Annotated in this window: 20 protein-coding genes and 1 pseudogene; 10 read left to right on the forward strand and 11 right to left on the reverse strand. The window is 66.7% G+C overall.

The window, feature by feature from the left end:
• The first annotated feature begins 24 nt into the window (after nucleotides 1-24).
• The 6 genes from ACVINW_RS11785 to argG all read left to right on the forward strand — a co-directional run bounded on the left by ACVINW_RS11785 (nucleotide 25) and on the right by argG (nucleotide 5,794).
• Entirely contained in the window at nucleotides 25-864 is an 840-nt protein-coding gene (locus ACVINW_RS11785; protein ID WP_456751445.1) for an SDR family oxidoreductase, read from the forward strand.
• A gap of 206 nt (nucleotides 865-1,070) precedes the next feature.
• Entirely contained in the window at nucleotides 1,071-1,652 is a 582-nt protein-coding gene (locus tag ACVINW_RS11790) for an invasion associated locus B family protein (protein WP_456751446.1), read from the forward strand.
• A 75-nt stretch (nucleotides 1,653-1,727) separates the two neighbouring features.
• Complete coding sequence (rlmN, locus tag ACVINW_RS11795; RefSeq protein WP_456751447.1) at nucleotides 1,728-2,942, forward strand: 23S rRNA (adenine(2503)-C(2))-methyltransferase RlmN; 1,215 nt, start codon at nucleotides 1,728-1,730, stop codon at nucleotides 2,940-2,942.
• Nucleotides 2,943-3,058: 116 nt separating this feature from the next.
• A complete protein-coding gene (locus ACVINW_RS11800; protein WP_456751448.1) occupies nucleotides 3,059-3,544 on the forward strand; it encodes a hypothetical protein in 486 nt (161 codons plus the stop codon).
• A gap of 39 nt (nucleotides 3,545-3,583) precedes the next feature.
• The gene (locus ACVINW_RS11805; protein ID WP_456751449.1) at nucleotides 3,584-4,366 is read left to right on the forward strand and encodes a phosphatase PAP2 family protein; all 783 of its coding nucleotides are present in this window, start codon (nucleotides 3,584-3,586) and stop codon (nucleotides 4,364-4,366) included.
• A gap of 90 nt (nucleotides 4,367-4,456) precedes the next feature.
• Entirely contained in the window at nucleotides 4,457-5,794 is a 1,338-nt protein-coding gene (gene argG, locus ACVINW_RS11810; protein ID WP_456751450.1) for an argininosuccinate synthase, read from the forward strand.
• 159 nt (nucleotides 5,795-5,953) lie between these two features.
• On the opposite strand, the gene ACVINW_RS11815 is transcribed toward argG, so the two are convergent.
• Nucleotides 5,954-6,541 (reverse strand): TetR/AcrR family transcriptional regulator, encoded by a 588-nt coding sequence (locus ACVINW_RS11815; protein ID WP_456751451.1) that lies wholly within the window; start codon nucleotides 6,539-6,541, stop codon nucleotides 5,954-5,956.
• A 151-nt stretch (nucleotides 6,542-6,692) separates the two neighbouring features.
• Between ACVINW_RS11815 and ACVINW_RS11820 the strand changes: the two genes are divergently transcribed.
• Nucleotides 6,693-7,058 carry a nuclear transport factor 2 family protein gene (locus tag ACVINW_RS11820; RefSeq protein ID WP_456751452.1) on the forward strand — a complete coding sequence of 122 codons (366 nt, stop codon included), beginning with the start codon at nucleotides 6,693-6,695 and terminating at the stop codon, nucleotides 7,056-7,058.
• A gap of 291 nt (nucleotides 7,059-7,349) precedes the next feature.
• On the opposite strand, the gene ACVINW_RS11825 is transcribed toward ACVINW_RS11820, so the two are convergent.
• The 6 genes from ACVINW_RS11825 to ACVINW_RS11850 all read right to left on the reverse strand — a co-directional run bounded on the left by ACVINW_RS11825 (nucleotide 7,350) and on the right by ACVINW_RS11850 (nucleotide 16,155).
• Nucleotides 7,350-9,599 (reverse strand): OmpA family protein, encoded by a 2,250-nt coding sequence (locus ACVINW_RS11825; RefSeq protein ID WP_456751453.1) that lies wholly within the window; start codon nucleotides 9,597-9,599, stop codon nucleotides 7,350-7,352.
• Between the two features lie 213 nt (nucleotides 9,600-9,812).
• Complete coding sequence (locus ACVINW_RS11830) at nucleotides 9,813-10,064, reverse strand: hypothetical protein (RefSeq protein WP_456751454.1); 252 nt, start codon at nucleotides 10,062-10,064, stop codon at nucleotides 9,813-9,815.
• A 106-nt stretch (nucleotides 10,065-10,170) separates the two neighbouring features.
• Entirely contained in the window at nucleotides 10,171-10,557 is a 387-nt protein-coding gene (locus ACVINW_RS11835) for a VOC family protein (RefSeq protein ID WP_456751455.1), read from the reverse strand.
• A gap of 221 nt (nucleotides 10,558-10,778) precedes the next feature.
• Nucleotides 10,779-11,606: an FkbM family methyltransferase gene (locus ACVINW_RS11840; RefSeq protein WP_456751456.1), complete on the reverse strand. Its 828-nt coding sequence runs from the start codon at nucleotides 11,604-11,606 to the stop codon at nucleotides 10,779-10,781.
• A gap of 61 nt (nucleotides 11,607-11,667) precedes the next feature.
• Entirely contained in the window at nucleotides 11,668-13,734 is a 2,067-nt protein-coding gene (locus ACVINW_RS11845; protein ID WP_456751457.1) for an ABC transporter ATP-binding protein/permease, read from the reverse strand.
• Between the two features lie 276 nt (nucleotides 13,735-14,010).
• The gene (locus ACVINW_RS11850; RefSeq protein ID WP_456751458.1) at nucleotides 14,011-16,155 is read right to left on the reverse strand and encodes an ATP-binding protein; all 2,145 of its coding nucleotides are present in this window, start codon (nucleotides 16,153-16,155) and stop codon (nucleotides 14,011-14,013) included.
• 330 nt (nucleotides 16,156-16,485) lie between these two features.
• Between ACVINW_RS11850 and ACVINW_RS11855 the strand changes: the two genes are divergently transcribed.
• From ACVINW_RS11855 to ACVINW_RS11865, 3 genes and pseudogenes are all read left to right on the forward strand, one after another.
• Nucleotides 16,486-16,773: a FeoA family protein gene (locus ACVINW_RS11855; protein ID WP_456751459.1), complete on the forward strand. Its 288-nt coding sequence runs from the start codon at nucleotides 16,486-16,488 to the stop codon at nucleotides 16,771-16,773.
• Nucleotides 16,770-18,644 carry a ferrous iron transporter B gene (feoB, locus tag ACVINW_RS11860; RefSeq protein WP_456751460.1) on the forward strand — a complete coding sequence of 625 codons (1,875 nt, stop codon included), beginning with the start codon at nucleotides 16,770-16,772 and terminating at the stop codon, nucleotides 18,642-18,644. The genes ACVINW_RS11855 and feoB overlap by 4 nt, the downstream gene beginning before the upstream one ends.
• 112 nt (nucleotides 18,645-18,756) lie before the next feature.
• Nucleotides 18,757-21,508 (forward strand): annotated as a pseudogene (locus tag ACVINW_RS11865) (bifunctional acetate--CoA ligase family protein/GNAT family N-acetyltransferase).
• Nucleotides 21,509-21,536: 28 nt separating this feature from the next.
• Here the strand turns inward: ACVINW_RS11865 and ACVINW_RS11870 are convergent.
• Genes ACVINW_RS11870 through sdhC form a run of 4 tightly spaced genes read right to left on the reverse strand, consistent with a single transcriptional unit; the run spans nucleotide 21,537 to nucleotide 24,988 of the window.
• The gene (locus ACVINW_RS11870; RefSeq protein WP_021078861.1) at nucleotides 21,537-22,322 is read right to left on the reverse strand and encodes a succinate dehydrogenase iron-sulfur subunit; all 786 of its coding nucleotides are present in this window, start codon (nucleotides 22,320-22,322) and stop codon (nucleotides 21,537-21,539) included.
• Between the two features lie 18 nt (nucleotides 22,323-22,340).
• Entirely contained in the window at nucleotides 22,341-24,182 is a 1,842-nt protein-coding gene (gene sdhA, locus ACVINW_RS11875) for a succinate dehydrogenase flavoprotein subunit (RefSeq protein ID WP_456756373.1), read from the reverse strand.
• 18 nt (nucleotides 24,183-24,200) lie between these two features.
• Complete coding sequence (sdhD, locus tag ACVINW_RS11880) at nucleotides 24,201-24,575, reverse strand: succinate dehydrogenase, hydrophobic membrane anchor protein (protein WP_456756374.1); 375 nt, start codon at nucleotides 24,573-24,575, stop codon at nucleotides 24,201-24,203.
• Between the two features lie 14 nt (nucleotides 24,576-24,589).
• Complete coding sequence (sdhC, locus tag ACVINW_RS11885; RefSeq protein WP_050402512.1) at nucleotides 24,590-24,988, reverse strand: succinate dehydrogenase, cytochrome b556 subunit; 399 nt, start codon at nucleotides 24,986-24,988, stop codon at nucleotides 24,590-24,592.
• Nucleotides 24,989-24,991: the final 3 nt, after the last annotated feature.

Here is a 24,991-nt window from a genome sequence, read left to right on the forward strand (position 1 = left end):
AATACAGTGCGGAGGGATCAAACTATGTTTGAAAAAGGCCTGCTAGCGAAAAAGCGCATCCTGATCACCGGCGGCGGCTCCGGCCTCGGCGCTGCGATGGGTCGACGCTTTGCCGAACTCGGCGCCGAATTGATCATCTGCGGCCGGCGCGAGGCGCTGCTGGAGGAAACCGCCGCGAAATTCCGCAGCGAGCTCGGCGCCAAGGTCTCCATCGCGCGCTGCGATATCCGCGACGGCGGTGCGGTCGAAGCAATGATGGATCAGATCTGGCAGGACGCGCCGATCGACGTGCTCGTCAACAATGCGGCCGCAACCTTTATTGCGCAGAGCGAACATTTGTCATTCCGCGCGGCGGACGCGATCCTCGCGCCGACCCTGCACGGCACGATGTATTGCACGCTCGCCGCCGGCCGCCGCTGGATCGACGGCAAGCACAAGGGCGTGGTGCTCTCGATCCTCTCGACCTCGACCATCACGGGCCGCGCGTTCACGGTGCCGTCGTCGATGGCCAAGACCGCGGTGCTGGCGATGACCAAGAGCCTCGCCGTCGAATGGGGTCCGAAGGGCATCCGCACCGTGGCGATCGCGCCGGGTGCGTTCCCGACGCCAGGGGCGACCGGCCAGCTCCGCCCCGAAGCGCGCGGCGAGACCTGGTCGCATCGCAATCCGCTCGGCCGCGCCGGCGAACATTTCGAGCTCGCCAATCTCGCGACCTTCCTGATCTCCGATCAGGCAGGCTACATCAATGGCGAGATGGTGGTGCAGGACGGCGGCTCGCATTTGCGCAGTTCCGGTGCCGAGGACCTGCTGCAATGGACCGATGCGCAGTGGGAGAGCCAGCGCGCGGCGCGTGCCAACGGATGAAAAAGGACTGCTAAGGGCTGATGCGCATCAGCAAACAATGAGCGTGCACTGAGAAGAGTAGACGTGCGCTGGTGGCGTTGGGTCCGCACGCGCATCCGACTGTAACTGCCTTCCCAAAAAAGCGTTTCCCGGTTATCCATCCCGGCCGGCGGAGGGGGAATCGCCGGGCCATCTTGCAGTCACAATGATGGGGGAACCAGTTGGCTGTGCGGCAGATTCTGACATCATTGGCGGCTTGTGGTCTGTGCGGGATCATCACCCTCGCACCGACGCAGGCTGCGCCCAAGAAAGACGCGGCCAAGCCGTCGCCTTCGGCGGCCGCGGCTGCGGCCGGCGGCGCAGAGCCGACGCTGATCGGGCAATTCGGGACCTGGGGCGCCTACACCGCCGCGCCCAACGGCAAGAAGGTGTGCTTCGCGCTCGCCAAGCCGGCGTCGTCGAAGACCAATCCGGCGAACCGGCCACGCGATCCGGCCTATGCCTTCATCTCCACCCGCCCGGCGGAGAAGGTCGTCAACGAAGTCTCGATCATGATCGGCTACACCGTGAAGCCGGGCTCGGAATCGACATTGCAGGTCGGCGGCGGGACCTATGCGATGTACACGCAGGGTGACGGCCTCTGGATCAAGAATGCGGCCGAAGAGGAGCGGATGGTGGAAGCCATGCGCAAATCGGCCGATCTGACGGTCAAAGCCGTCTCGGCCAAGGGAACCGAGACGATCGATACCTTCTCGCTGAAGGGCCTGGCGCAGGCGCTCGACCGGGTGGGCCAGGACTGCCGGCGCTAGAGACGCGACTTAAGGCGTAAAATTGAGGTATTAGGCGGCTTTCCAGCACCGGCTGGAAGGCCTATTTGAGGTTTCATGACCGACACCGTGACCACCAAGGCAGTCTCCGGCGCCAGCGCGCTGGTCGAAAAGGTTCCGCTCGAGACCTATGTGCCGCCGGCCAAGCCGTCGCTGATCGGGCTGTCGCGCGCCGAGATATCGGATCGCCTGGGCGAGATCGGCGTGCAGGCGGGTCAGCGCAAGATGCGCACCCAGCAGCTCTGGAACTGGATGTATTTCCGCGGCGCTCAAAGCTTTGCCGAGATGACCAACGTCTCGAAGGACATGCGCGCCGAGCTCGAGAAGCATTTTACCGTCGACCGTCCCGAGGTCGTCGCCGAGCAGATCTCCAATGACGGCACCCGCAAATGGCTGCTGCGGCTGCCGAGCGGCGACAAGCTCGAGCGGCCGCACGAGGTCGAGTGCGTCTATATCCCCGAGACCGATCGCGGCACGCTGTGTGTGTCCTCGCAGGTCGGCTGCACGCTGAATTGCGCGTTCTGCCACACCGGCACGCAGCGGCTGGTGCGCAACCTTACCGCCGGCGAGATCGTCGGCCAGGTGATGGTGGCGCGCGACCGGCTCAACGACTGGGCCGACCGCGAGGACGGCACCCGCCGCGTCACCAACATCGTGATGATGGGGATGGGCGAGCCGCTGTACAATTTCGACGCGGTGCGCGATGCGCTGTTGATCGTCGGCGACAATGAGGGCATCGGCATTTCCCGCCGCCGCATCACGCTGTCGACCTCGGGCGTGGTGCCGAACATCAAGCGGACGGGTGACGAGATCGGCGTGATGCTCGCGATCTCGCTGCACGCGGTGCGCGACGAATTGCGCAACGAGCTGGTGCCGCTGAATCGCAAATATCCGATCAAGGAATTGTTGCAGGCCTGCCGCGACTATCCCGGCGCGTCCAACGCGCGGCGCATCACCTTCGAATATGTGATGCTCAAGGGCATCAACGATTCGCTCGATGACGCCAGGCTCTTGGTGAAGCTGCTGAAGGGCATTCCGGCCAAGATCAACCTGATCCCGTTCAATCCGTGGCCGGGCACCGCCTATGAATGCTCGGACTGGGAGCAAATCGAGAAATTCTCCGAATACATCTTCAATGCCGGCTATTCCTCGCCGGTGCGCACGCCGCGCGGCCGCGACATCCTCGCCGCCTGCGGCCAGCTCAAGTCGGAGACCGAAAAGCTCTCCGCCCGCGAGCGCCAGGCGCTGCGCGCGATGGCAATGACGGATTGAGAAGTGCTGCCTCCATGCAATCCGTCATTGCGAGGAGCGAAGCGACGAAGCAATCCATGCCTCGGCAAGTGGCGAGATGGATTGCTTCGCTCCGCTCGCAATGACGGGGAGGTAGCATGGCCCTGATCGGCCGCCTGTTCGTCGTCGCGTTCGGCTTCCTGATGTCCTGCTTCGTGGCAGGGATCATCGTGGTCGTCGCGGTGCTGTACCCCGAGATCAGCGATTTCGGCGGCCAGATCGACCAGAGCGCGATCGATATCGTGCTCGGCTTCGGCTTCATCTTCATCTCGGGCTTTGCGCTGCTGCCCGCGCTGATCGTGGTGCTGATCACCGAGGCGTTCTACATCCGAAGCGTGCTGGCTTACGCGGTCGGCGGCGCGATCGTCGGCGCGGCCTGCTATCTCGGCCTGGTCCCGTTCGATCCCGATACGATCCAGTTCCACGGCATCGTACGCCGGCACCTGGAGATCATGACCGGCGCCGGCATCGTCGCGGGCCTGGTCTACTGGCTGATCGCCGGCCGCAGCGCCGGTGCCTGGCGCGAGCCGCGCCGTCCATTACCGCCGCCCCCGCCATTGCCGTCACAATCGCCGCGGCCGTGATGCTTCCCATACCCCATCGCCTCGGCTAAACCGCGCGCCATGAACCGGACCGGACTTTTCATCGCCCTGGCGCTCGCGCTCATCATCGGCATCCTGTTCGGGCTCTATCCCGAGCTCGATCTGAAGCTCGCCGCGCTGTTTTACGACGCCGCGCAGAAAACCTTTCCGTTGAAGCTCGACGCGATCGCCGCTTTTGCGCGCGATGCGGCGATGTGGATCGCGTGGGCACTGGTGCTACCGGCGCTCGTGACCATCGTCTGGAAATTCATTCGGCCCGATCGGCCGATGCTGATGTCCGGCCGCGCCGCGGTGTTCCTGCTCACCACGATGCTGCTCTCGGCCGGCGTGCTGACCAACTTCACCTTCAAGAATTATTGGGGCCGGCCGCGCCCGGTGGTCGTGACGCAGTTCGGCGGCGACCTGCAATTCATGCCGTGGTGGGATCCGCGCGGCGGCTGCCCGCGCAACTGCTCGTTCTTCTCCGGCGAGGGCGCCACCGCGTTCTGGACCTATGCGCCGGCGGCGCTGACGCCGCCAGCCTGGCGGCCGCTGGCCTTTGCCGCGGCGACCGTGTTCGGCATCGTCACCAGTGGGCTTCGAATGGCCTTTGGCGGGCACTTTTTCACCGATGTGGCGATCGCGGGCCTGGTGTCGTTCTTCACCGTCTGGCTGTTCTACGCGCTGATCTACCGCTGGGCAGCGACCCGGCTGACGGACGAGGCGGTCGATGCCGCGCTGACGCGCCTTGCAATGCCCGGCTACCGGTGGATGCAGCGCTGGCGCCGGGGCGGCAAGGCTGCATCCAGCCGGCCCGAAGCCTGATTGGAGCCCGATTAAAGGCGTGCTCCGCTTGCGGAAATTTGATATCGCCAGCCCTGAAACCTGATCCATGTCGACCGATTGGACCGTTCCATGAGTACGATTCTGAAAAGCCTGCCCACCGGCGAAAAAGTCGGCATCGCGTTCTCGGGCGGGCTCGACACCTCGGCGGCGCTGCTCTGGATGAAGCTGAAGGGCGCCAAGGTGTTCGCCTACACCGCCAATCTCGGCCAGCCCGACGAGGCCGACTACGACGCGATCCCGCGCAAGGCGATGGATTTCGGCGCCGAGAAGGCCCGCCTGGTCGATTGCCGCACCCAGCTTGTCCATGAGGGTATCGCCGCGATCCAGTCCGGTGCGTTCCACATCTCGACCGGCGGCATTACCTATTTCAACACCACCCCGCTCGGCCGCGCGGTGACCGGCACGATGCTGGTCGCGGCGATGCAGGAGGACGGCGTCAACATCTGGGGCGACGGCTCGACCTACAAGGGCAACGACATCGAGCGCTTCTACCGCTACGGCCTGCTGACCAACCCGAGCCTGCGCATCTACAAGCCCTGGCTCGACCAGCAGTTCATCGACGAGCTCGGCGGCCGCGCCGAGATGTCGGCGTTCATGACCGCGCAGGGCTTCGCCTACAAGATGAGCGCGGAGAAGGCCTATTCGACCGACAGCAACCTGCTCGGCGCGACCCATGAGGCGAAGGATCTCGAAAGCCTTGCGAGCGGCATCACCATCGTCAACCCGATCATGGGCGTGCCGTTCTGGCGCGCCGATTGCGACGTCAAGGCCGAGAAGGTCGTGGTGCGGTTCGAGGAAGGCCAGCCGGTCGCGCTCAACGGCAAGACGTTTGCCGATCCGGTCGCGCTGTTCCTGGAAGCCAACGCGATCGGTGGCCGCCATGGCCTCGGCATGAGCGACCAGATCGAGAACCGCATCATCGAGGCCAAGAGCCGCGGCATCTATGAGGCGCCCGGCATGGCGCTGCTGCACATCGCCTACGAACGGCTGGTCACCGGCATCCACAACGAGGACACGATCGAGCAGTACCGCATCAGCGGCATGCGACTCGGCCGCTTGCTGTACCAGGGCCGCTGGTTCGATTCGCAGGCCTTGATGCTGCGCGAGACCGCGCAGCGCTGGGTGGCGCGCGCCGTCACCGGCGAGGTGACGCTCGAGCTGCGCCGCGGCAACGATTATTCGATCATGAACACCGAGAGCCCGAACCTGACCTATGCGCCGGAGCGGCTCAGCATGGAGAAGGTCGAGGACGCCGCCTTCACGCCGGCCGACCGCATCGGCCAGCTGACCATGCGCAACCTCGACATCTCGGACACCCGCGCCAAGCTCGGCCTCTACAACAAGACCGGATTGATTTCGAGCGGCGAAGGCGCGCAGATCTTCCAGCTCGAGAGCGACAAGGATTGAGGCCACGCTCTCTCACCTCGTCGTCCCGGGCAAGCGAAGCGCGACCCGGGGCCCATAACCACAGGCCGTGGTTATTGAGCATGTTGTGGCCCCAGCTCGCTTCCACGATAACTCCCGGTGGTTATGGATCGCGGCCGGGACGACGGGGAGAGAGTTCGGCTACTTCACCCTCAGCGCATCCAAGAGCGAACGAAACGCCCGCGCGTAATCGGTGCCGGTCTTGCCGATATCGGGCCCCGCTGACACCGCGACTGCCGCCTCCGTCACTGCGCCGAGCAACAGCCGCGCCAGCGGTTCGATCGGCTGCTTCGCGATCACGCCGGCCTCCATCGCCGCCGCCAGCGCGCGCGGAAATTTTCCGCCGAAATGCTTGGCGTCGATCTCGCGCCAGCGTTCCCAGCCGAGCACGGCGGGGCCGTCGCGCAGGATGATCTGGCCGGTCGGGCCCTTCGCGCACGCCGCGAAATAGCCCTGCGTGCCCGCCGCCACCGCCGCGAGTGGATCGTTCTCGGCGCGCGAGATGCGGTCGAGATCGGCGACGAGGTCGATCGACACTTGCTCGAACACCGCCTCGAACACCGCCTCTTTCGTTGCGAAGTGGTGATAGACCGCACCCTTGGCGACGCGCGCGCTGGCAGCGATGTCGTCCATCGTCGTCGCGGCAAAGCCGCGCTCGCCAAAAATGCGGCGCGCTGCCTTGACGATCGAGGCTCTGGTCTTCTCGCGCCGCTCGGCCTGGGTTGCCATGGTTCGTTATTGTCTGAGCATGATCTATCGGAAAAACCGCGTCACACTTTTCCGGATCATGCTGTCTAACCCAGTTCCAGCCGCAAGCCAATTGACTTACCGACTGGCAGTCGATAAATACCGACCATCAGTCGGTAAATGGAGATGGCACATGCCCTCGCTCAAGACGCTGCAAGCCTTCGCTGACGCGGTCGAGTCCAACGACCATGTCGGCGCCATCAGGAATTTCTACTCGGCCGATGCCCGCACCCAGGAGAACGACGGCGAATGGCGCGTCGGTCGTGAAGCTCTCGCGGCGCGCGAGGCCGCCGTGCTGGCCGCGGTCAGCAGCGTGACGACCACGCGGCTCGGGCCGCTGCTCGTCGACGGCGATCACTCGGCGATCTGCTGGCGGTTCGAGTTCACGGCCAAGGACGGCAAGGTCCGCCGCATGGAGGAGGTCGCCTGGCAGACCTGGCGTGGCGAGGAGCTGATCGAGGAGCGCTTCTTCTACGATCCGGCGCAGATGGCGCGGTGAGGTCACTGACAACACCGCGCTGACGGTGTGCTCCCTCGCCCCGCTCTCTTGTCCGCCGAAGCCCGCCTTCGGGCGAAGGCGGATGCGGGTAGAGGGTTGGGTGAGGGCTCCCTCCACGAGTCGTGTGCGTAGATAGACCTGCACCCCCTCACCCGGAACGCATCTCGCGATGCGTTCCGACCTCTCCCCGCAAGCGGGGCGAGGTGAAGCAAGAGCCCGCTCATCCGACGACCAAAACGAAAATGGCCGGGATCGCTCCCGGCCATTTTGGTCTCGTGATGTCGCACCGGCTCAGCGCGGTGGCGCGGCGGAGGCGGTGCCGCCGTTGAGCAGCGGAGTGATGCGGCGGACCGTGACGCGCCGGTTGATGCGGCTCGGTCCGTCAGTCTGCTCCTTCAGATATTGCGAGCCGTAACCCTGCGAGGTCAGGTTTTCGGCCGGCACGCCGAACTGCTGCGTCAGCAACTCGGCGGCCGATTGCGCGCGGCGGTCCGACAGCGACAGATTGTCGGTGTCGTTGCCGGTCGCGTCCGTATGGCCTTCGATCAGGAACACCTCGCGCGGGTTGCGCTGGATGGCCCGGTTGAGGCCGTCGGCGATCACCTGCAGCCGCGCCGCCTGATCGGGCGGGATGGTCCACGATCCGGAATCGAAGTTGATCGTGTTGAGGTCGATCGACGGCATCTGCATGCGGACATTGGGGCTGTAGCGGATCTCCTCGAGCGAGTAGCGCCGATCGATCCGCTGCACCGGCGGTGCCTCCATGGTCTCGTAGATCACGTCGGGCGACGCGTCCTGAGCGTCGACGATGTAGCGATCGTAGGGAATGTTGACCACGGGCGGCGGTACGTCGACATAGAAGCCGCCGACCGCACGCGGATCGCGATAGCTGTTGTCGATGATGACGAGCTCGCGCCCGCCGGGATCCCTGCGGATTCGGCGCAGCATCTGGCCGTCGGCGCCGACCACGGTGATGATCTCGCTGCCGTCGGGACGGACCACGATGGTGCGGGTCTCGCCGCCGATCGTCTCGGTGCGGATGTCGCGCGCGCCATAGCGGAAACGATAGATGTCGTCGCCGCGTACATAGGCCTGGCCGCTCGGGTCGCGGATGATGACGCGGTCCGGCTCGGTGTAGATGGTGCGGCCGTCTTCGACGACTTCCTGCCGCTGGCCGCGCAGGTCCGCGATGCTCCCGCCGATGATGGCACCGGCCACCACGCCTGCACCGACTGCGGCGCCGATCGCGAGCGGTGTGATGTTGTCATGGCGCGGCGGCGGCGGCAGCGGTGCCGCGACTGCAGGTGCGGCCCGGAATGCCGGCGCAACCGTCGGCGGGGCGTATTGCGCCTTGCCGGGCGGCGGCGTTGCGGCGGCCGAGCCGGGCACCACGGTCGGTGCCGCGGGCGCGCCCATGGCGGCCCCCTGGGCCGGCGGCAAGCCGGGCGCAGCGCCCGGACGGGCCTGCTGCGCGGGTGCCGGCGCTGCGCCGGGGGCGCCCATCGCTGCTCCCGGGGTCGCAGGCGTTCCGGGCGGTGTGGCGGGACGTCCCTGCTGACCCGGAGTCGGTGTTGCAGCTCCCGGCGTTGCAGGTGCAGCCGGCGTTGGCGTTGCAGCTGCCGGCGGCGTGCCGGGGCGTGCTGCCGGAGCAGCGGCACCCGGTGCTGCCGGTGTCGCGCCCGGTGCGGGCGTTGCCGGCGACGTCGTGCCCGGCGGTTGCTTGGTGCCACCCGGACGTTCGCCGCCCGGGCGATCGCCGGGCCGGCGTTCGGCAGGCGCCATTGTCGGAGCTTGGGGCGTTGCGGGCGTCGGTGTTGCGGCTACGGGCGGCGTGCCGGGGCGTGCTGCCGGAGCAGCGCCGCCCGGTGCCGGCGTTGCGGCCCCCGGCGTCGGGCTTGGCGTTGTATGCGCTGCACCCGGTGCGGGCGTCGACGGCGTGCCTGGCCGCTGCGGTGCTGCGGCGGGCGGCGGCGGGGTCGGTGTGGGATGCGCGGGTGCAGCCGCGGGCGGCGGCGTCGCCGGCTTCGCAGCAGGGGGTTCGGGGCGTCCGGGCGCGGCCGCAGGCGGTGGTGTCGCCGGCTTTGCGGCAGGTGGTTCGGGCCGTGCGGGCGCGGCTGCCGGCGGCGGTGCCGGACGCGCGGCGGGCGGTTCCGGCCGTGCGGGAGCCGGAGGCGGCGCGGGATGCGGTGCGGCTGCCGGAGGCGGTGTCGGCTTTGCCGGTGCGGCAGCGGGCGGTTCGGGCCGCGCAGGCGCTGCGGGCGGGGTCGGCCTCGCGGGCGCTGCGGCCGGCGGCGGAGCTGGATGGGCGGGCGGCGCGGCTGCGGGAGGCGCCTGCGGATGCGGCGCGGCGGCCGGCGGTGCCGGATGTGCGGGAGCGCCCGGCGCCGGTTTTGGCTTCGGCTTTCCGTCGGGGCCGAGCTCTTCCTTTGGCTGCGCCTGTGCGACGACCAGCGGCGAAGTTTGTGCGTGCGACGCTGAGATTGCGAATTGCATCACCGTCAGCGCGGTCGTGGCGAGCAGCACGAGACGAAGCTTTGTCATGGTATCGGAGTCCCCGGGGCGGAAAGTCTGGGCAGGAGCGAAAGTGAGAGCCGAACAATTCGGCGACACGATGAATTGCCAGCCGTTGGGCCGGATTGTGGCGAGCACCGAATCATCGGCGAAGTTTATTTCGACATTATAACGGGTTGCATGTGCCCTTGTTCACTGGACATTCATAAGAAACGCCCGGACACGATTGTCAGCGATTGGGAACTAAGGCGCGCGCGTGATTGATCGGCCGACAGGTCGATCTGTCGCGGGCGGCGGGCCCGTCGGTCCGGGTGGCCCGCGCACCGGCGATTCGTCGGGCGTATTGCCCGGCAACTCGTCCGGTCGCGGCGGTTCGCCGGGTTCGCGCACCGGTGCTGGAACCTCCGGCTGCGGATTGCCGGGGGGAATTCCGGGCGGCGGTTCGCTCGGATTGCCGGGCGTCGTCGGCGGAATCTCGGGAGGCTCGATCGGCATCAGATCGAGGTGTCGTGGCCGATGCCGGCTCGCGTCGCGCGCATTGATCGCTCCATCGCAGTTCGAAGCGATAACGGAACGCGCGCCAAGCCGTTCCTGTGCGGCGCTATTCGGGCGTGTGGCAGACCGCCTCGATATTATGGCCGTCGGGATCGAGCACGAACGCGCCATAATAGGTCGGGTGATAATGCGCGCGAATGCCGGGCGCGCCGTTGTCGCGGCCGCCCGCCGCCATCGCAGCCTTGTAGAAGGCGTCGACGGTGGCGCGGTCCTTGGCGGTGATCGCGATATGCACCGGCTTGTTCATCGCGCCTTCGCCGCCGATCCAGAAGTCCGGCTTGCCGTTGGCGCCGAAGCCCGCCGCCGGCGCGTGCCCGGTCGCTTCAGCGGGCACCTCCATGATCAAGCCGTAGCCGAGCGGCGCCAGCGCGGTCTGGTAGAATGCTTTCGCGCGCTCATAGTCGGAAACCGAAAAGCCGATATGGTCGATCATCGCGAGCCTCGCTTGTTGTGGCGGTCAGGTAGTCGATTCGATATTCGCTCTCCCCGAGCGGATTGACGCTTCGGCGCCGACGTCATTGCGAGAAGCGATAGCGACGAGCAATCCATTCCTCAGCTTGCCGTGCGATGGATTGCTTCGCGTCGCTCGCAATGACGTGGATGGAGCTGCGCGCACCATCTCCCCGTTTCTCACCGCGAGCAACTAGCGGCTTCTCAACCGCGCACCAGCAGCGTGTTGCTGCGGGTCCGGCCCTGATCGACGTAACCGCGGCTGTGCATGTCGGCGATGCAGTCGTCAGTCCATTCGTCTTTCGACAGATGCTCAATCACCACCGCGCGCGGCCACAACTGCTCCGGCGCGTCGCGGAAGAAGCCGGTCAGCACGCGGTCCTCGAAGCCCTCGACGTCGATCTTCAGCGCATCGACTTTGCTTGCGCCGGCCTCCTCGAGGATGCGTTGCAGCCGCAGCGACGGCACCTTGTATGCCTTGCCGGTCGGCGTGCCGGTGACGATGTGGCTGGCGCCGAGATTGTCGCCGTCGGTCTCGATCATCAGCTCGCCGTCGCTCGGACCCGCGGCCGCTGCAACCAGCCGCACCTGCGGATAGTTGGAGGCCTGCGTGTTGAATTTGAGCCGCGCATGCGTCACCGGATGCGGCTCGATCGCGATCACCTTGCCATCGGCGCCGACATCGCGCGCCAGCGCCAACGCATAGGTGCCGACATTGGCGCCGAGATCGACGAAGGTGCCGCCGGCGCCGACATGCCGGCGCAGGAAGGCGAGCTCTTCAAGATTGTAATCGGGATTGAACAGCGCGCCGCGCTCGGTCGCGCTGGCCTGGTGATAGAAGCGGAACGAGGCGCCCTGATAGCTCACATCGAGCGGTCCTGCGCCGAACAGATCGACCAGCCGCGACAGCCAGGGCCGGAACGCGCCGCGCTTCAATCCAGAGCCGTGCGCCAGCCGGATGATGGCGGCCTGCGCCGCATTGGGCGCAAAGGCGCCGAATGGCGCCGGCGAAATGTCGTTGCTGGGGATCAAGCCTGGTCCTCGTCAAAAGCGCGGCATGCATAGCCGGTTTTGGCGGGAGCGCCAACGTCCGTTATGCGGCCTTGCTCGATGCCTGGCGCTGCCGCAGGAAGCGTCCCAGCAGCCGTCGCTTGCCCTTGCGCGGAATCAGGTCGACGTCGCTGACCAGTCTGGCGCCGCCCTTGCGGCGCTCCAGCACGATCTTGCGGCTATGGAACGCTTCGAGCTCGACCCGATGGGCGACGCTGACGATGGTCGCTTTTGGCAACTCCGTCGTCACCATCTCCATCATCTTGTCCTGGCTCTTCTCGTCGAGCGCCGACGTCGCCTCGTCGAGCACGACGATGTCGGGGTTGTGCAGCAGCAGGCGCGCAAAGGCGAGCCGTTGCTTCTCGCCGCCGGACAGCGTCTGGTCCCACGGCGCATCCTCTTCGATCTTGTCCTTGAGATGGTCGAGGCCGACCTTGTGCAGGGCCTCGCCGATCTCTTCGACATTCCAGTCTTCCGCCGCACCGGGATAGGCCACCGCGCGCCGCAGCGTGCCCGACGGCACGTAGGGTTTTTGCGGCAGCATGAACAGGCGGCGGTCCGCGTGCACGCCGACACTGCCGCCGCCCCACGGCCACAAGCCGGCGATGGCGCGCACCAGCGTGCTCTTTCCGGTCCCGGATTCGCCGGCAACCAGCAGCCGCTCGCCCGCCTCGACGTCGACCTCGGTTTCGCCGACCACGGCCGTGCCGTCGTCGAGCGTGACCGAGAGATCGTTGAGACTCAGCATGGCCTCGCCCGCGGTCTCGCCGCGCTTGATGCGACCGAAGCCGTCGCCGGTCTCGGCGCGCTCGAGCCCGTCGAGCGACATCATCAGCGAGGCGATGCGGCGCGCGCATGCGTTCCAGTCGGCGAGCCGCGGATAATTGTCGACCAGCCAGCCGAACGCAGTCTGCACGATGGTGAAGGCGGACGCCGCCTGCATCACCTGGCCGAGCGTCATGCTGCCATCGAGGAATTTCGGCGCGCACAGCAAGAGGGGGACTACCGGCGCAATGAGATTCGATCCCTGCGACACCAGCGTCGTCCGCATGTGCTGTCCGGCGAGCCGTGCCCATTGCCGCAATACGTTCGAGAACGTCCTGTCGATGCCGTCGCGTTCTTCGGCTTCGCCGCCGAGCAGCGCGATGCTTTCGCCATTCTCGCGCACGCGCGTCAACGTGTAGCGGAATTCGGCTTCCGCCTGGTTCTTGTCCTCGGATATCTGCACGAAGCGGCGGCCGATCGCGGTGATCGAGCCGGACGCGATCGCGGCGTAGATGATGGCGGCAATCACCAGGAAGCCCGGGATGCTGATCGACGAGCCGCCGAGCGTCACCGTCAGCGCGCCGCCGATCGTCCAGAGCACGATGATGAAGGTAACGGCGGACAGCAGCGCCGACGTCACACCCGCGACGAAGTCGACCGGCGAGTCGGTTGCGATCCGCAGATCCTCGGCGATGCGGTATTCCGGATTCTTGTGATCGCCGTCGACGAGGTTGAGCTGGTAGTAACGCCCATTGGCCAGCCAGCGCGACACGACGGCATTGGTCAGCCAGGCGCGCCAGCGCCGCTGAATGCTCATGCGGCCGAACACCTGGGCGACACCCAACAGCACGCTGCCGATCGCAAGCGGGAAGAAGATGGCCGTCAGATGGAACACTGACGCCGAGTCGCGCTTCTCGATCGCATCGAAGATCGCGCGATTCCAGACATTGATGCCGTACTGCACGGCGACGTTGGCGACGATCAGCAGCAGCAGGCCGATCGTGAACAGCCACGCCAGCCGATCGCCGTTGCGGCCCCAATAGCCGCGCGCGCTGATCCAGAACCGCGTCAGCAGATAATCCTTGCGCGCCTGTTCGGCCTCTTCGGGCGACAATTCGGGATCGGGCTCGAGAATTTCCGGCGGCGGCGGTTCGACATGGTCGCCGTCTTCGGCGACGACCTCGACGAGCTCCGATTTGTCGTCGGCCTCCTTGTCGTCCGCTCCGCTCGGTGCGGCGTTGCCGTCTGCGGCGCCGGCACGCCTTGTGCTCGCTTTCCGGGGCGAGGTGGCCTTGGCCGGCGAGGCCCCCTTCGACGATCTGGATTTTGCCTTAGCCTTGGCCATCGCGTGACAACGGGAGCGAAATCAGAAGGTTCCATTGCGGTTCCGAGGGGCAGCCGATTGACCCGACGGATGTTGCGAGAATGCGACGCTGAGCCGTGCGTTTGACGCCTTGAATCGGGAACAGTCATCGTCGTCCTGGCGCAAGCCTGGACCCATGAGCTCAAATTTCAATTGTTGTCCGACGCTGGGGCCACGGTCCCGTCCATCACGGAGTTCGGTGGTTATGGCCTTCTGGCCCTCGCCAGGACGACGGCGTTTGTGGGATACGTCACCACCTCACCCCGCCGGCGCTTGGTCCCGCTTCAGCCGGCGCGAGCGCGCGGCTTTGTGCAGCACGCGGGCGAGCTGCTCGGCCGAATAGGGCTTCTGCAGCAGCTCGAAGCCGCCGCTGCCCTGCTGCGACAGCACCTGGCTGTAGCCGGAGGCGAGCACGATCGGCAGATCGAGGCCCTGCCGGCGGATCTCCTCCGCAAGCTCGATGCCGCTCATGCCGGGCATCACGACATCGGTGAACACCAGGTCGAAGCGATCAGGGTCGACCGCGAGCTCCTCCAGCGCGTGGGTGGCGTTCTCCACCAGCACGCAGGTGCAGCCGAGCTGGGTCAGCGTATCGGCGGCGAATTTTCCGACCTCGGCATTGTCCTCGACGATCAGCACCGACGCACTGGTCGGATCGACCGACGGCGCATCCTCGGTGAGCGGCGATTGCGCGCCGGGTCCGCCGACGACGCGCGGCAGATACAAGGTGAACGTCGAGCCCTTGCCGACCTCGCTGGTCACGGTGACCTCGCCGCCGGATTGCTTGGCGAAGCCGAACACCTGCGACAGGCCGAGGCCGGTGCCGTGGCCGACCTCCTTGGTGGTGTAGAACGGCTCGAAGATACGGCCGAACAGTTCCTGCGGAATGCCGACGCCGGTATCGGCTACCGTGACGGCGACATGGCCGTGCGAGCCCGGTGGAGTGCTCGTCGTGGATGGCAGCTTGTCCACGACGCGGACTGCGATCGTGAGCCGACCGACGCCGTCCATGGCGTCGCGCGCGTTCACTGCCATGTTGATGATGGCGGTCTCGAACTGGCCGGCATCGGCATTGACCAGGCAGGTCTCGTCCGGCACCTGGGCGGTGATCTCGACCCGCGAGCCGATCAGGGTGGTGATCATCTCGCTCAGGGTGCGGACGTTCTGGCTGGCGTCGAACACCTCGGGCTTGAGGGTTTGCCGGCGCGCGAATGCCAGCAGCTGGTTGGTCAGCTTGGCGGCGCGGTTCACGGTATTGGAGATCGCATCGATGTAGCGCTGCCGCCGCGGCTCCGGCAAGTCCGGCCGCCGCAGCATGTCGACCGAGGCGCGGATCACGGTGAGCAGGTTGTTGAAGTCATGCGCGACGCCGCCGGTGAGCTGCCCGAGCGCCTCCAGCCGCTGGCCATGGCGCAGCGCCTCCTCGGCCTCGATGCGCCGGTTGGCCTCTTCCTCCAGGCGCTGGGTGCGCCGGTAGGCGAGCGCGAGCAGGCCGAACAGCAGGGCGGTGGCCGGAATGCCGAAGACCAGGTGCTGGGCCATGGTCGACACCCAGCGCGAGCGGATCGCCGCGGTTTCGAGGCCGGCACTGACATAGATCGGGTATTCGGCCAGCCGCTCATAGCGCATGCGCCGCTCAATGCCGTCGGCCGGCGACTGAATCGTCATGGTCCCGGACTGCGGATGGGCGACGAGCTGCTGCCCGAGCGGTCCGCTCGGCTCGAACCGGGTGGGGTGGTCGATGACGGGAAAGTGCGCCAGCACCGCGCCGTCGGTCCGGATCAGCGCCAGGAAACTGCCCGGCTCGCGGCCGATCTTGCCGTAGAAAGTCTCGAAATATTCCGGCAGCACGGAGGCCTGGATCACGCCGCCAAAGCTGCCGTCCTCGTTGTTGCGGCGCCGGCCGACGCTGAAGAACCGGGCACCCAGATAGGGCGGCCGCGGCGTCAGCACCTCGCCGATATAGGTGCCGATGTCGCCTTCGGCATGGATCCGGAAGTAGTCCCGGTCCGAGAAATCGACGTCGGGGGCTGGCTCCACCAGGCTGTTGACCAGGGCCCGGCCGTTGGCATCGAACACCCAGACCGATTTCACCTGGGGCAGCGCCTCGGCGACCGCGCGCAACCGCTGGTGCAGGCTCTTCTCGCGTGCGGCGATGTCGGCGTCGCTCATGCCGCGGATCACCTCGGTGACTTCGGCGAGGCCGCGGTCGATGGTCTCGAACACCTTGAGCGCGTGCTCATGGGCGACGTCGAGCGTGCGCTGGATCTCCTGGTCGGCGGCGTCGCTGGTCGAGATCCAGGACATCGCGGAGGCAAACGCGAACAGCGCCAGCGGAAGGGCCAGCGAGGCGGCCATCATCCATTGCAGCAGTCTCAGCGAATTGCGGTGTGCGGTCTGCACGGGCGCTCCGGCTCCGCAGCAACATTAACGCAAACCGTTGCGCCGGAGGAAGCGAATCCCTGTCCTGGCGCGCGGCGCTGGGGCTGCTTCGCCTCCCGGCGACAAGTCAAGGTTACCGGAGGCCAACCGGGATCGATCAAGTGCGTGCCGGCTTACATCCGCGGCGGAGGGCGGGTGCTGCTCGGCGCCATCACGACCTCGTTAGCACACCGCCGCCCGTCAAGCGCAAAATCGGGCGGGATGGCGTGCCGGGGCGCTGTTTTTAGGAGTTCTAAAACCTCTCACGGGCAAATGCTTGACCCTGTGACTACCTGCTGAAAAACAGGCCGCATGACAGGCGATCCAAACAGCTCCCACGGCAATTTCCCGGATACCCGGCTCGGACATGCGGATCGCGGTTTTGTCGGCAAGATCATCAGGCTCGATGCGCTCGTGACGGGCTCATCGCTTTCACCGCAGGAGCTGGAGCAGCGCCTGGTCGAGATGGGGTTTGTGGAAGGCGCGCGCGTGGAAATCCTGCATGAAGGCACGATCCGGCGGGATCCGATCGCGGTGCGCGTCGACAACATCACGATTGCGCTGCGCCGGAGCGAAGCCATGGCCGTGATCGTCGAATGACCACCGCATCCCTGCGCCTGGCGCTGGTCGGTGCCCCGAACACCGGCAAGACGTCGCTGTTCAACAGCCTGACCGGCAGCCGCCAGAAGGTCGCCAACTATCCGGGCGTCACGGTCGAGCGCAAATCCGGCGGCTTCGTCACGCCGGAGGGCCGCAGCGTCACCGTGCTCGATCTGCCCGGCACCTATTCGCTGCGCGGCCGCAGCCCGGACGAGGAGATCACCCGCGACATCGTGCTCGGTCGCTTCGACGGCGAGGCGGTGCCTGATCTGGTGCTCTGCGTCGCCGACGCCACCAATCTGCGGCTGACCTTGCGGCTGGTGCTCGAGCTGAAGCGCGTCGGCCGGCCGATGATGCTGGTGCTCAACATGATCGACATCGCGAGGCGCCGCGGCGTCACGATCGATCTCGATCGGATGTCGCAGGAGCTGGGCTTGCCGATCGTGACCTCGGTCGCGGTGCGCAAGGGCGGCGTCGACGAGCTGTTGAAGCGGACCGACGAATTCCTGGCGCGGTCGCATGAGGCGTCGGCCAGCGAGTGGACGACGCCGACGATCGCCGATCTCAAGGCCGCGCAGCGCGAGGCCGACCGCATCATCGCGGCGGCGGTGACGCTGCCGACCAAGCCGGACACGCTGACCAGCCGGATCGATTCGGTCGTGCTGCATCCGGTCTGGGGTCTCGTGGTCCTGGCCGTGATCCTGTTCGTGATGTTCCAGGCGGTGTTCACCTGGGCGCAGCCGGCGATGGAATTGCTGTCGGACGGCTTCTCGGCGCTCGGGCAATTGATCCATGATTTGCTGCCGGAAAGCTGGGGCCTGTTGCAGAGCTTCCTGCAGAACGGCCTGATCTCCGGCGTCGGCAGCGTCATCGTGTTCCTGCCGCAGATCATCATCATCTTCCTGTTCATCCTGCTCTTGGAAGACTTCGGCTACATGGCGCGCGCCGCGTTCCTGATGGATCGCATCATGGGCGGCGCCGGACTGCACGGCCGCGCCTTCATTCCGCTGCTGTCGAGCTTCGCCTGCGCGATTCCCGGCATCATGGCGACGCGGGTGATCGACAACCGGCGCGACCGCCTGACCACGATCCTGATCGCGCCGCTGATGACCTGCTCGGCGCGGATTCCGGTCTACACCCTGATCATCTCGGCGTTCGTTCCGGCAACCACGCTGTGGGGCTTCGTCAATCTGCAGGGCCTCGTGATGTTCGGGCTGTATGCCGCGGGCATCATCAGCGCGCTGACGGTGTCGGCGATCGCGAAATTCTTCCTGTGGCGCGACCATGCGCCGGCGCCGTTCATGCTCGAATTGCCCGACTACAAGGTGCCGCGGCTGAAGAGCATTGCGATCGGCGTGCTCAATCGCGCCAAGATGTTCCTGTATCGCGCCGGCACCACGATCCTCTCGATGATGGTGCTGATCTGGTTCCTGGCCTCGTTCCCGCAGGCGCCGGCCGGCGCCGAGGGGCCCGCGATCAACTACAGCTTCGCGGCGATGATCGGCCATACGCTCGAGCCGCTGCTGCGGCCGATCGGCTTCAACTGGCAGATCGCGGTGGCGCTGATCCCGGGCATGGCGGCGCGCGAGGTCGCGGTCGCGGCGCTCGGCACCGTCTATTCGATCGAGGGCGGCAAGGAAGCGGCGGATGCGATCGGCCAGGTGCTGGCGCAGAAATGGACGCTGGCGACCGCGCTGTCGATGCTGGTCTGGTACATCTTCGCCCCGCAATGCGCCTCGACGCTCGCGGTGATCCGCCGCGAGACCGGCGGCGCGAAGTGGATGGTGGTGACGTTCCTCTACATGCTCGTGCTGGCCTATGCCGCGAGTTTCCTGACCTTCAATCTGGCGCAGGCGCTGGGCCTCCATTAGACGGCGTATTGGGTTCCGTCATACGGGCCAGAGGTCGCAGCGGTTACAATGGGTCGAACGAGGAAGTAGAGTTCATCCGAAGCGCATCACGCGCTCCCTGCGAGACCATGCAATGTCGACCTACGGCCTGGAGCGGGTATTTGCGCCGCGAAGCATCGCGGTGGTCGGCGGCAGTCCACGCCCGTCGTCGCTCGGCGCGGCGGTGCTCAGGAACATCAAGGCGAGCGGCTTTGCCGGCAAGCTCGGCGTCGTCAACCGGCACTATGCCGAGGTCGATGGGCAGCCGACCGTTCCCGACCTGACGTCACTGCCGTTCGTGCCTGACCTCATTGTCATCAGCGCGGCTGCCGCGGCGGTCCCGGAGATCGTCGCGGAGGCAGCTCACGCCGGCGTTGCCGGCGCGGCGATCCTGTCGGCCGGTCTCGGCCACGGCGCGGGTTCGCTCGCGGAGATCGCGGGCCAGGCCGCGCGGCGATACGGCATGCGCCTGATCGGACCGAATGGCCTCGGCATCATGGTGCCGCGCGCCAAGCTCAATGCGAGCTTCGCCTCGCATCAGCCATCCGACGGACATGTCGCGCTGATCTCGCAGTCCGGCGCGGTCGCGTCGGCGATGATCGAATGGGCGGCGGAGCGGCGGCTTGGCTTCTCCGGCATCGCGTCGATCGGCGACCAGCTCGACGTCGACGTCGCCGACCTCCTGGATTATTTCGCGCTCGACGATCACACCAGCGCGATCCTGATCTATCTCGAAGCGGTCAAGGACGCGCGCAAGTTCATGTCGGCAGCGCGTGCCGCGGCGCGCATGAAGCCGGTCATCGTCGTCAAATCTGGGCGGATGGCGCCGGGCGCAAAGGCCGCCGTGACCCACACCGGCGCGCTGGCCGGCTCGGATGCGGTCTATGACGCCGCGTTCCGCCGCGCGGGCATGTTGCGGGTCTACGACCTGCGCCAGCTGTTCGATTGCGCCGAGCTGCTCGGCCGCGGTTTCGTGCCGCGCGGCAACCGGCTTGCGATCCTGACCAATGGCGGCGGCCTTGGTATCCTCGCGACCGACCGGCTGGCCGAGCTCGGCGGCGTTCCGGCGACGCTGACGACGGAGACCATCGAACGGCTCGACCAGATGCTGCCGCCGGGCTGGTCCTGCGCCAATCCGGTCGACATCGCCGGCGATGCCGATGCCGTCCGCTACGTGGTGGCGCTCAACGCCCTGCTCGATGACGCCAACAGCGACGCGGTGCTGGTCGCCAATGTCGAGACCGCGGTGGCGCCGGCCGTGGGCATTGCCGAAGCGGTGGCGCAGTGCGTGCGCGACCGCAGGACCAGGCGCAGCGCCGTCGCGGCCCTGGTGCTGGCGGCCTGGGTCGGCGCCGACGAGCGCACCGGCGCGATCTTCGAGGCGGCGCGGATTCCGCATTTCCCGACCGAGGATGATGCGGTTCGCGCCTTCATGTATCTGGTGCGCTACCGCGAGGCCTCCACCGCGCTCGCCGCGACGCCGCCCGGCGTCGCATCGGTGTTCACGCCCGAGACCCCGGCGGCGCGGCACGTCGTCGTGAAGGCGTTGTCGGAGGGACGCGCCTGGCTCGATCCGGCCGAGATCGTCGCGCTGTTCGAGGCCTATCGCATTCCGATCGTGACGACCCTCGTCGCCGACAGTGCCGAGGACGCCGCCGCGAAGGCTGCGCCGTTCCTCGCCGCGGGGCACGCGATCGTGGTCAGGGTGTTTTCGCGCGACATCCGGCACGCCTCCGATGTCGGCGGGGTGATCCGCGACCTGCGCACCAGCGACAGCGTCGTCGAGGCCGTCAGGACCGTGATGGAACGGGCACGCAGCGCGCGGCCGGACGCGACGCTGCAAGGCGTGACGATCCAGCCGATGATCGTGCGGCGTGCGGCGCGCGAGCTGATCCTCGGCATCGCCGACGATCCGACCTTCGGCCCGGTGATCGTGTTCGGCCGCGGCGGTCCGGCGGTCGAGGTGATCAACGACAAGGTGCTGGCGCTGCCGCCGCTCGACATGAATCTCGCCCGTGAACTGATCGGGCGCACCCGCGTGTCGCGGCTGCTCGGCGGCTATGGCGATGTGCCGGCCGTCCCGGCCGACGTGGTGCCGCTCACTCTGGTCAAGCTGGCGCAGATGGCCGCCGACATTCCCGAGGTCGCCGAGCTCGATATCAATCCGATGCTGGCCGACGAGAGCGGCGTGCTGGCGCTCGATGCGCGGGTGGCGATTCGCAAGCCGACGCGGCTGTTTGCCGGCCACACCAGGCTCGCTCGCGGTCAGGCCCTATCCGTCACAGTGGGAAGGTGAGCTGGCGCTGCGCGACGGCTCGCATGTCACGGTGCGTCCGATGCGTCCCGAGGACGAGCCGATGGTCGCCGATTTCTTCAAGCGCGTCACCGCCGAGGATCTCAGGCTGCGCTTCTTCCACGCGATGAAGGAATTCTCGCACGCCTTCATCGCGCGCCTGACCCAGCTCGACTATGCGCGCGCGATGGCCTTCGTGGCGCTCGATCCGGCGACCGGCGAGATGATGGGCGCGGTCCGGCTGCATTCGGATTCGCTGTACCAGAACGCCGAATACGCGATCCTGCTGCAGTCCGATCTGAAGGGCAAAGGCCTCGGCTGGGCGCTGATGCAGCTCCTGATCCACTATGCGCGGTCGGAGGGACTGAAGCGCCTGTCCGGCCAGGTCTTGACCGAGAACACCACCATGATCGGGATGTGCCGCGATCTCGGCTTCACCGTCACGATGGATCCGGAGGATCACAGCATCGTCGACGTCGTGCTCGACCTCGATCGGCCCGGCGCCGATGCGGTCGGCGCGGATATCCTGATCCGGCCGGCGGCTGGCCACTGATACCAGCGCCAGCCGCGGCGGTGTCGGATCAGATCTGGCGTTCGACCATCTTGAACTTGAGCTCGGCGATCGCTTCCGAGGGATTGAGACCCTTCGGGCACGCCTTGGCGCAGTTCATGATGGTGTGGCAGCGATAGAGGCGGAACGGATCCTCGAGATTGTCGAGCCGCTCGCCGGTCGCTTCGTCGCGGGAATCGGTGACCCAGCGCGTTGCCTGCAGCAGCGCGGCGGGGCCGAGGAAGCGTTCGCTGTTCCACCAATAGCTCGGGCACGAGGTCGAGCAGCAGGCGCACAGGATGCACTCGTAGAGACCGTCGAGCTTCTCGCGGTCCTCGTGGCTCTGCCTCCACTCCTTCTGCGGCGTCGGCGTCGTGGTCTTCAGCCACGGCTCGATCGAGGCATACTGGGCGTAGAAATTGGTGAGGTCGGGGACCAGGTCCTTGACCACCGGCTGGTGCGGCAGCGGATTGACTTTCACCGCGCCGCCGGCGCCGACATCGTGCATCGACTTGGTGCAGGCCAGCGTGTTCTGGCCGTCGATGTTCATCGCGCAGGAACCGCAGACGCCCTCGCGGCAGGAGCGGCGGAAGGTCAGCGTCGGGTCGATGTGGTTCTTGATCCAGATCAGACCGTCCAGCACCATCGGACCGCAATCATTGGTGTCGACATAGTAGGTGTCGACACTCGGATTCTTGCCGTCGTCCGGATTCCAGCGATACACCCGGAATTCGCGGGTCTCGGTGGCGCCGGCCGGCTTCGGCCAGGTCTTGCCGCCGGAAATCTTCGAATTCTTCGGAAGTGCGAATTCAACCATGCTTGCTCGCCTTCGTTCTCAGTAAACCCGCGCCTTCGGCGGGATGTACTGCACATCGTTGGTCATCGTGTAGTCGTGGACGGGACGGTAATCGATCGTGGTCTTGCCGGCCGGATCGATCCAGGTCAGCGTGTGCTTCATCCAGTTCTTGTCGTCGCGCGCCGAGAAATCCTCGCGCGCATGTGCGCCGCGGCTCTCGGTGCGGTTCGCGGCCGAATCCATCGTCACGACCGCCTGCACGATCAGATTGTCGAATTCCAGCGTCTCGACCAGGTCGGAATTCCACACCAGCGAGCGGTCCGAGACCGAGATGTCGCCGACGCCGCCATAGACCTTGTGGATCAGGTTCTGGCCTTCCTGCAGCACCTCGCCGGTGCGGAACACCGCGCAATTGTTCTGCATCACATGCTGCATGCTGTCGCGCAGCTTCGCGGTCGGCGTGCCGCCGGAGGCGTGACGGAAGTGGTCGAGCCGGCCGAGCGCGCGGTCGGCCGAGTCCTTCGGCAGTTCCGGCTGCTTGGCGTTCGCCGTCAGCTTGTCGGCGAGGCGCAGCGCCGCGGCGCGGCCGAACACCACGAGGTCGATCAGCGAGTTGGAGCCGAGGCGGTTGGCGCCGTGCACCGAGACGCAGGCGGCCTCGCCGATCGCCATCAGGCCCGGCACCACCGAGTTGTCGTCGCCGTTGCGCTTGGTCAGCACCTCGGCGTGATAGTTCGTGGCAATGCCGCCCATGTTGTAGTGCACGGTCGGCACGATCGGAATCGGCTCGCGGGTGACGTCGACATTGGCGAAGATTCTCGCCGATTCGGAGATGCCCGGCAGCCGCTCATGCAGCACCTTCGGATCGAGGTGGTCGAGGTGCAGGAAGATGTGGTCCTTCTTCTTGCCGACGCCGCGGCCTTCGCGGATCTCGATCGTCATCGCACGCGAGACGACGTCGCGCGAGGCGAGGTCCTTGGCCGACGGCGCGTAGCGCTCCATGAAGCGCTCGCCTTCGGAGTTGACGAGGTAGCCGCCTTCGCCGCGGGCGCCTTCGGTGACGAGGCAGCCCGAGCCGTAGATGCCGGTCGGATGGAACTGGACAAACTCCATATCCTGCAGCGGCAGGCCGGCGCGCAGCACCATGCCGCCGCCGTCGCCGGTGCAGGTGTGCGCCGAGGTGCAGGAGGCGTAAGCGCGGCCATAGCCGCCGGTCGCCAGAATCGTGGTCTGGGCGCGGAAGCGATGCAGCGTGCCGTCATCGAGCTTGAGCGCGATCACGCCGCGGCAGACGCCCTGGTCGTCCATGATCAGGTCGATGGCGAAGAATTCGATGAAGAACTCGGCCGAGTGGCGCAGCGACTGGCCATACATCGTGTGCAGCATGGCGTGGCCGGTGCGGTCGGCCGCGGCGCAGGTGCGCTGCGCCTGGCCCTTGCCGTAATCCATGGTCATGCCGCCGAACGGGCGCTGATAGATCTTGCCGTCCTCGGTGCGCGAGAACGGCACGCCCCAATGCTCGAGCTCGTAGACCGCGTCGGGCGCGTTGCGCACCATGTATTCGATCGCGTCCTGGTCGCCGAGCCAGTCCGATCCCTTCACGGTGTCGTACATGTGCCAGCGCCAGTCGTCCGGATGCATGTTGCCGAGCGAGGCCGAGATGCCGCCCTGCGCCGCAACGGTGTGCGAGCGGGTCGGAAATACCTTGGTGATGCAGGCCGTGCGCAGGCCCGCTTCCGAGCAGCCGACCACCGCGCGCAGGCCGGCGCCGCCGGCGCCGACCACGACGACGTCGTAGGTGTGGTCCTGGATCGGGTAGGCCTTGCCATTGCTGGCAGGGCCACTGCCGTTGGTGGCCTTGCCGTTACTTTCAGCGGCCAAACCTTGAGTGGCCATGGGTCAAACTCCCGACGACAATTTGAGGATTGCGTAGATCGAGGCCAATGCGACCGCGACGCAGAAGAAGTTGTTCGCCATCACGCTGGCGATCTTCAGCTTCTCGTTGTGGATGTAGTCCTCGATCACGACCTGCATGCCGATCTTCATGTGCCAGACGCTGGCGACGATGAAGAGCAAGAGGATGATGGCGATCGGGATCGAGCCGAGGATCTGCGCCGCGCCGGCGTGGTTGCGGCCGACCAGCATGATCATCACGACGATGACGGGGACGATCAGCAGCGTCATCGCGACCGCGGTGAGGCGCTGGCGCCAGAAATCGCCGGTGCCGGTGTGCGCCGAGCCGAGGCCGCGAACGCGTTCCAGCGGCGTGCGCATCGAGGAGGGGCCGCTCATCGTCCACCTCCAACCGCGTAGGCAATGATCCAGACCAGCACGGTCAGCGCGATGCCGGCGACCAGCGCGCCCCAGGTCAGGGCTTCGCGCTCATTGGCCTTGAAGCCGTAGCCGAGGTCCCAGACGAAATGCCGGATGCCGCTGCACAGATGGTGCATCAGCGCCCATGTATAGCCGAACACGATCAGCTTGCCGATCGCGCTGCCGGTGAAGGCCTGGACGTTGGCATAGGCGGTCGGGCCGGAGGCGGCGGCGATCAGCCACCAGGCCAGCAGCAGGGTGCCGAAATAGAGTGCCACACCTGTGGCACGGTGAACGATGGACAGCGCCATCGTCAGCGTCCACCGGTAGGTCTGCAAATGGGGTGAAAGCGGTCGTTCGATCCTGGCGGTCATCGG

It is taken from the genome of Bradyrhizobium sp. USDA 4461, from assembly GCF_054055655.1.

What these genes read in the sequence shown, in the direction of transcription:
- ACVINW_RS11820 (WP_456751452.1), top strand. Translation starts at nt 6,693, where the DNA reads ATGCCCTCGCTCAAGACGCTGCAAGCCTTCGCTGACGCGGTCGAGTCC.
- ACVINW_RS11825 (WP_456751453.1), bottom strand. Translation starts at nt 9,599, where the DNA reads ATGACAAAGCTTCGTCTCGTGCTGCTCGCCACGACCGCGCTGACGGTG.
- ACVINW_RS11785 (WP_456751445.1), top strand. Translation starts at nt 25, where the DNA reads ATGTTTGAAAAAGGCCTGCTAGCGAAAAAGCGCATCCTGATCACCGGC.
- ACVINW_RS11870 (WP_021078861.1), bottom strand. Translation starts at nt 22,322, where the DNA reads ATGGTTGAATTCGCACTTCCGAAGAATTCGAAGATTTCCGGCGGCAAG.
- ACVINW_RS11800 (WP_456751448.1), top strand. Translation starts at nt 3,059, where the DNA reads ATGGCCCTGATCGGCCGCCTGTTCGTCGTCGCGTTCGGCTTCCTGATG.
- argG (WP_456751450.1), top strand. Translation starts at nt 4,457, where the DNA reads ATGAGTACGATTCTGAAAAGCCTGCCCACCGGCGAAAAAGTCGGCATC.
- rlmN (WP_456751447.1), top strand. Translation starts at nt 1,728, where the DNA reads ATGACCGACACCGTGACCACCAAGGCAGTCTCCGGCGCCAGCGCGCTG.
- sdhD (WP_456756374.1), bottom strand. Translation starts at nt 24,575, where the DNA reads ATGCGCACGCCGCTGGAACGCGTTCGCGGCCTCGGCTCGGCGCACACC.
- ACVINW_RS11845 (WP_456751457.1), bottom strand. Translation starts at nt 13,734, where the DNA reads ATGGCCAAGGCTAAGGCAAAATCCAGATCGTCGAAGGGGGCCTCGCCG.
- ACVINW_RS11835 (WP_456751455.1), bottom strand. Translation starts at nt 10,557, where the DNA reads ATGATCGACCATATCGGCTTTTCGGTTTCCGACTATGAGCGCGCGAAA.
- feoB (WP_456751460.1), top strand. Translation starts at nt 16,770, where the DNA reads ATGACCACCGCATCCCTGCGCCTGGCGCTGGTCGGTGCCCCGAACACC.
- ACVINW_RS11815 (WP_456751451.1), bottom strand. Translation starts at nt 6,541, where the DNA reads ATGGCAACCCAGGCCGAGCGGCGCGAGAAGACCAGAGCCTCGATCGTC.
- ACVINW_RS11830 (WP_456751454.1), bottom strand. Translation starts at nt 10,064, where the DNA reads ATGCCGATCGAGCCTCCCGAGATTCCGCCGACGACGCCCGGCAATCCG.
- ACVINW_RS11805 (WP_456751449.1), top strand. Translation starts at nt 3,584, where the DNA reads ATGAACCGGACCGGACTTTTCATCGCCCTGGCGCTCGCGCTCATCATC.
- ACVINW_RS11855 (WP_456751459.1), top strand. Translation starts at nt 16,486, where the DNA reads ATGACAGGCGATCCAAACAGCTCCCACGGCAATTTCCCGGATACCCGG.
- sdhC (WP_050402512.1), bottom strand. Translation starts at nt 24,988, where the DNA reads ATGACCGCCAGGATCGAACGACCGCTTTCACCCCATTTGCAGACCTAC.